Here is a 5,361-nt window from a genome sequence, read left to right as displayed (position 1 = left end):
CAATATCCTCAAACAGACTCCGGATTTCGCGCGTGCTCTTTCGCGCCTCGGTCTCGGACGCGGCGGTCCGAGGGACCTTGCCTGCGTCAAAAGCGGACTTGTCGCTGCGCGCGAACTGGCGAGCGTTCTCACGGGGTCGGACCTCCCGCGCGAACTGGCGACCACGTCGGTTCGCCTGAAGGCATTGAGAATCGACATCATCGACGAGATGAACGTAGCGCTCGCCGACGAGCTCCCACTCTTGAAGCGTGATGGCGGATTCATCCGCGCCGGCTTCAGTCAGGATCTGGACGAACTGCGCGAGTTGCAGCACGATTCGCGTCGCTTCATCGCAGCGTTGCAAACGCGATACGCGGCCCAGACCGGCTGCAAGACCTTGCGGGTCAAGCACAACCACATGATCGGCTACTTCGTGGAAGTGCCGCAGAATGTGGGAGAGGATCTGCTGCAGGCTCCATGGAAGGAAACCTTCGTTCACCGTCAGACCATGGCCGGAGCGATGCGGTTCTCGACGGTTGAACTCGGCGAGCTCGAAGCCAAGATTGCGTCTGCGTCCGATCGCGCGCTACGGATCGAACTCGGGTTGTTCGATGAACTGGCCGAGAAGCTCCTCGTTTTGTCGGCCGATATCGCAAGCGCGGCGGAGGCGATAGCTGAAATTGACGTTGCGGCCGCGCTCGCCGAACTCGCGACACGGCACGGCTGGACCCGTCCGACCGTCGACGCCAGCCTCTCCTTCGCGATTGAGGGTGGTCGACATCCTGTCGTCGAGGCTGCACTCAAGCGCGACGGCACGGCATTCATCGCCAATGATTCAGAATTGTCGGGCGATGGAGCGGGTCATATCCTCCTGATCACCGGCCCGAACATGGGCGGTAAGTCGACCTATCTGCGGCAGAATGCGTTGATCGTGGTGTTGGCTCAGATGGGGTCGTTCGTTCCGGCCAAGCAGGCGCATGTCGGTATCGTCGATCGACTGTTCTCGCGGGTCGGCGCCGCCGACGATCTTGCGCGCGGTCGTTCGACCTTCATGGTCGAAATGGTCGAGACGGCCGCCATCCTCAATCAGGCGACGCCGCATTCACTGGTCATCCTCGACGAGATCGGACGTGGAACTGCGACTTTCGACGGGCTTTCGATCGCATGGGCGACGATCGAACATCTGCATGAAGCCAATCGCTGCCGCGCTTTGTTCGCAACGCATTTTCACGAGTTGACCGCCTTGTCCGAACGCCTTGCCCGCGTGTCGAACGCGACCTTGAAGGTGACCGAGTGGAACGGCGACGTGGTGTTCCTTCATGAAGTCGTTCCGGGGGCTGCCGACCGCTCCTATGGCCTGCAGGTCGCGCGCCTCGCCGGGCTGCCGAAACCGGTCGTCGAACGCGCCAAGGTTATCCTGAGCGAACTCGAAAGCTCCGATCGCGAGCGGCCGAAGCGGAATCTGTTTGAAGACCTTCCCTTGTTCGCCGCTCCCGTCCGCGTCGAACCACCGAAGGTCGAGACAGATGCGTTACGCGATGCGCTCGACACGATAGACCCGGATCAAATGACGCCGCGCGAGGCTCTCGACGCGCTCTATCGTCTCAAGGCCCAACGCTGATATTGCAGCTGCGCGCCGTTCGGAGGAGATCATGCGACATGCCGCCTGTTTTCTCATTCTGGTACTTGGTCTGATGACATCCTCAGCGCAAGCCGATGCTCTCCATACCGCTGTCGCCATGGGCAATTTTGTCGATGTCACACGCGCACTCGAAGCCCAGCCCAACCTCGAGGCGCGCGACAATCAAGGGCGGACGCCTCTCCTGCTGGCGACCGAGCTGAACCGGATCGAGATCGCGAAGGCTCTGATCCAGGCAGGAGCGGACGTCAACGCGAAGGATGCGAAGCAGGACAGCGCTTATCTCCTCGCCGGGGCGGAAGGACGCCTCGAAATCCTGAAACTCACTTTGGCGCATGGGGCGGATCTCAAGAGCACAAACCGCTTCGGCGGCACTGCACTCATCCCGGCAGCGGAACGCGGTCACGTCGATGTCGTGAAAACGCTGATCGTCGCTGGCGTCGATGTCGATCACGTCAACAAGCTCGGCTGGACCGCGTTGCTCGAGGCGATCATCCTGAGCGACGGTGGCCCGGCGCACCAGGACATCGTTCGTCTTCTGCTTGCCGCGGGTGCATCCCCCGATCTCGCCGACCGCGATGGTGTAAGGCCGCTTCAGCACGCGACGCGACGGGGCTATACGGCGATCGCCACAATGCTGCGAGCTGCGGGCGCTCGGTAACGTCCGAGGCGTCAGGTCTCGCGGCCTGTGACGACGATATGCTGCCCTTGCAGCACGGGCGCCGACCACGCCTGCGCGATGACGATGCCCGATACGCCGGCACGCGCGGGCCAAGGGTCGAGATCGATGCGATCGAAATCGTGAAGCCAGCCGACAACGGTTCCTCGCTCGACGGCCGCGCCACAGCGGACCAGTGGCTCGTAATGCCCGGCGAACGGCGCAACCGTGAAGCAATCTCGATCGACCATCGAGGCTGTTCTCTGTGTTCCGTTTGCGTGGTGGCCGATTTTCTCGATGTTGCCCGCCATCTGACCGTGGTGAATGGCCGCCGCGCGGACGCCCTGCCGCGCATAGCGCACGCCGTCCATGTTGACGGAGCATCCGAACCCGAGCTCGGAACCGATGGTGATCTTTCCGAGACGTTCCGCTTCGCTCGACAGCAATCCAGGCGTTTCGTTCTGGTAGGTGATTACCAGTGGCACCCCGAACCACCGGGCGGTTTCCTCCACCAACCGGCTTTGTTCGGGATCCGACAGGGGATGGTAGCTCGTGCAGAGTTCAAACTGGCCGACAAGCCCGCCCGCATGCAAATCGATGACGACATGGACCTGCGACCAGATGAACTCGCGCACGAACGCCGCGATGCGATGCGTGATGCCCCCGAGTCCAGGCCGTCGCCCGGCCTCGTCGACGAAGGCGCGATTCAAGTTGACGCGATCGTCGAGCAGGGAGTCGCGCGCGCCGGCGCGAAAGGCGGCGACATTGAGAATCGGAACGAGGATGATCCGTCCGGAGACGTCCGAAACATCGAAGTCGCGCATCACGTGGCGGATTGCGACCGGCCCCTCATACTCGTTGCCATGGTTGGAGCCGAAAGCCACGAGACCGCGACCGGGCTGCGCATCCCGCCCCACGAACACCGTCAACGGAATGAGATGATCCCCCCAGATCGAGTCATGCTCGAGGGCCACGTAATAGTCGCGACGACCGGGTGTGTCGAAATCCAGTTCACGCGGTCGAACGATGCGGCGTTCCATTTTGCCCTCCCTCAGTTGACGCGGTGTGCTTGGATGAAGTCGAGATCGACGTCGATGCCGATCCCCGGAAGGTCGGGGATCAGCACCGTGCCGTCGGCCTCGAGCCGCAATGGAACACCGCGAGTCACGCCTTTGGTCAGAGCGCTCTGGCTGACGTTGAACTCCACGAAGCGGGCGCGCGGCAGCGTCGCGATCAGTTGCAAGCTGTAGCCCGTGAGCAGATGCGTGAGCCAGGAATGAGGAACGAGGTCGATGCCCGCTTCCTCTGCCAACTGCGCGACTTGCCGAGCGACACTGAGCCCCCCGCAGCGAGACAAATCGGGTTGGATGATATCGACGCACCCTTCCCGGATGAAGCGCTCAAATTCCCAGATCGTCGCCACCTGCTCGCCCGCGGCAACCGGCACGGGGCTGCGCTCGCGCACATGCGCGTATTCGTCGAAGCGCTCGGGATGAATGAAGTCTTCCACCCAACCGACTTGGTAATCGGCGAGCCAATCGCAAAGAGCGAGATTCTCTCGGCGGCTGCGCATAGGACCGGGTTTCGACCACCCGACCGGATACCATCCCGGATCGACAAGGAGCGTGCGATCGGGGCCGAGCGCCTCACGGGCCGCCGCCACCAGTTCCTGATCGCGGGCCGGATCTTCGCCGAAGACGCCCCATCCGAACTTGACCGCCTGAAACCCGTGAGCGATGTAATCGCGCACCGCTGCGGCCATGCCTTCCGGCGTGTCCCGAAACAGGGTCGAGGCATACGCGAGAACGCGGTCTCTGCGACGGCCTCCGAGAAGGGTCGACAGCGGCACGCCCGCGGCCTGAGCGCGGATCGACCAGAGACAATTGTCGATGGCCGAGATGCACTGCATCACGATGCCACGTCGCCCATAATATGCACTGCCGACGTAGAGTTTGTCCCAGAGGCGTTCCACTTCGAGCGGGTTTTCGCCCACCAAGAGCTCGGAGAGCGACTTGAAGCCCATGATCGACATGCCGGGACCCGCGATGATGGCGACTGCCGGTGGCCCAAGTGTCTCCACATCGGCCCAAGCCTCGATGCCCTCGTCGGTCGCAATGCGGATCAACAACTGCCAATCGCCATTGTCCGTTGCCTCCTCACTGCCGGAGGTGGCCCGGTAAGTCTCCTCACCTTTGAGCAAGACCGGTTCGACGCTGACGATGCGCATGGATAGCCTCTCCCATCACGAGTTTGTGGATCCGGTTTGCTCGGCGAAGTGGCAGGCGACCGACTGGCCCGGCGCGATGGCACGAAGAGGTGGAACCTCGATCGCGCAGATCGGTTGTGCGAGCGGACAGCGCCTATGAAACCGGCACCCCGGCGGTGGATCGAGTGCCRTCGGCATATCGCCGGAAAGGCGCTTACGGGTTTGCCGCAACCGCGGATGGCGGACCGGAATCGCCGCGAGCAGAGCTTGCGTATAGGGGTGGCGAGGCGATGCATAGAGCGCCTTCTTGTCCGCGATCTCCACGATGCGGCCGAGATACATGACGGCGACGCGATCGGAGATGTGCTTCACCACCGCGAGATCGTGCGCGATGAACAGATACGACAACCCGAACTCGGCCTGTAGATCCTGCAGAAGATTGACGATCTGTCCCTGCACGGAGACATCGAGTGCCGACACGGCTTCGTCGCAGACGATGAATTTTGGTCGCGGCGCAATGGCCCGCGCGATGCCGATGCGCTGACGCTGGCCGCCTGAAAATTCATGCGGATAGCGGGTGACATGAGCCGATGGCAAACCGACGAGATCCATGAGCCGCCGGGCCTCGCGACGAAGCTCGGGACCGCGACGTGCCCCTTGGACGTAAAGCGGTTCGAGGACGATATCTTCGACCGTCATTCGTGGATTGAGCGCTCCAAACGGATCCTGAAATACGATCTGCATGGAACGGCGAAGTTCTCGCATCTCATCCGGCGGCAGCGTCAGCACGTCCTTTCCCTCGAAACGAACTTCGCCGCCAGTCGCTTCGATCAGGCGCAGGATCAGCCGTCCGGTCGTTGATTTGCCGCACCCTGATTC

At 62.5% G+C, this 5,361-nt stretch carries 5 protein-coding genes; 2 read left to right on the top strand and 3 right to left on the bottom strand.

Annotated features, from left to right (window positions below; translation table 11 throughout):
* Both mutS and AC1DT3_RS11365 read left to right on the top strand, forming a co-directional pair.
* The coding region (mutS, locus tag AC1DT3_RS11370; RefSeq protein WP_477465365.1) for a DNA mismatch repair protein MutS at positions 1-1,600 on the top strand (1,600 nt) is incomplete at its 5' end.
* 31 nt (positions 1,601-1,631) lie between these two features.
* The gene (locus AC1DT3_RS11365) at positions 1,632-2,279 is read left to right on the top strand and encodes an ankyrin repeat domain-containing protein (RefSeq protein ID WP_477465364.1); all 648 of its coding nucleotides are present in this window, start codon (positions 1,632-1,634) and stop codon (positions 2,277-2,279) included.
* 11 nt (positions 2,280-2,290) lie between these two features.
* Here the strand turns inward: AC1DT3_RS11365 and AC1DT3_RS11360 are convergent, their stop codons facing one another.
* From AC1DT3_RS11360 to AC1DT3_RS11350, 3 genes are all read right to left on the bottom strand, one after another.
* Positions 2,291-3,316: a M14 family metallopeptidase gene (locus tag AC1DT3_RS11360; protein ID WP_477465363.1), complete on the bottom strand. Its 1,026-nt coding sequence runs from the start codon at positions 3,314-3,316 to the stop codon at positions 2,291-2,293.
* Positions 3,317-3,327: 11 nt separating this feature from the next.
* Positions 3,328-4,503, bottom strand: a complete 1,176-nt coding sequence (locus AC1DT3_RS11355; RefSeq protein WP_477465362.1) for a mandelate racemase/muconate lactonizing enzyme family protein — start codon at positions 4,501-4,503, stop codon at positions 3,328-3,330.
* A 15-nt stretch (positions 4,504-4,518) separates the two neighbouring features.
* Positions 4,519-5,361 (bottom strand): ABC transporter ATP-binding protein (locus AC1DT3_RS11350; RefSeq protein WP_477465361.1); only part of this gene is annotated, 843 nt, incomplete at its 5' end.

Source organism: Microvirga sp. P4_G7 (genome assembly GCF_056401005.1).
The sequence above is the reverse complement of the archived record's forward strand: the minus strand, read 5'-3'. Positions and strand labels throughout refer to the sequence as shown.

Bases quoted from the DNA above. Each gene is read 5' to 3' on its own strand.
- AC1DT3_RS11365 (WP_477465364.1), top strand. From the start codon at position 1,632: ATGCGACATGCCGCCTGTTTTCTCATTCTGGTACTTGGTCTGATGACA.
- AC1DT3_RS11355 (WP_477465362.1), bottom strand. From the start codon at position 4,503: ATGCGCATCGTCAGCGTCGAACCGGTCTTGCTCAAAGGTGAGGAGACT.
- AC1DT3_RS11360 (WP_477465363.1), bottom strand. From the start codon at position 3,316: ATGGAACGCCGCATCGTTCGACCGCGTGAACTGGATTTCGACACACCC.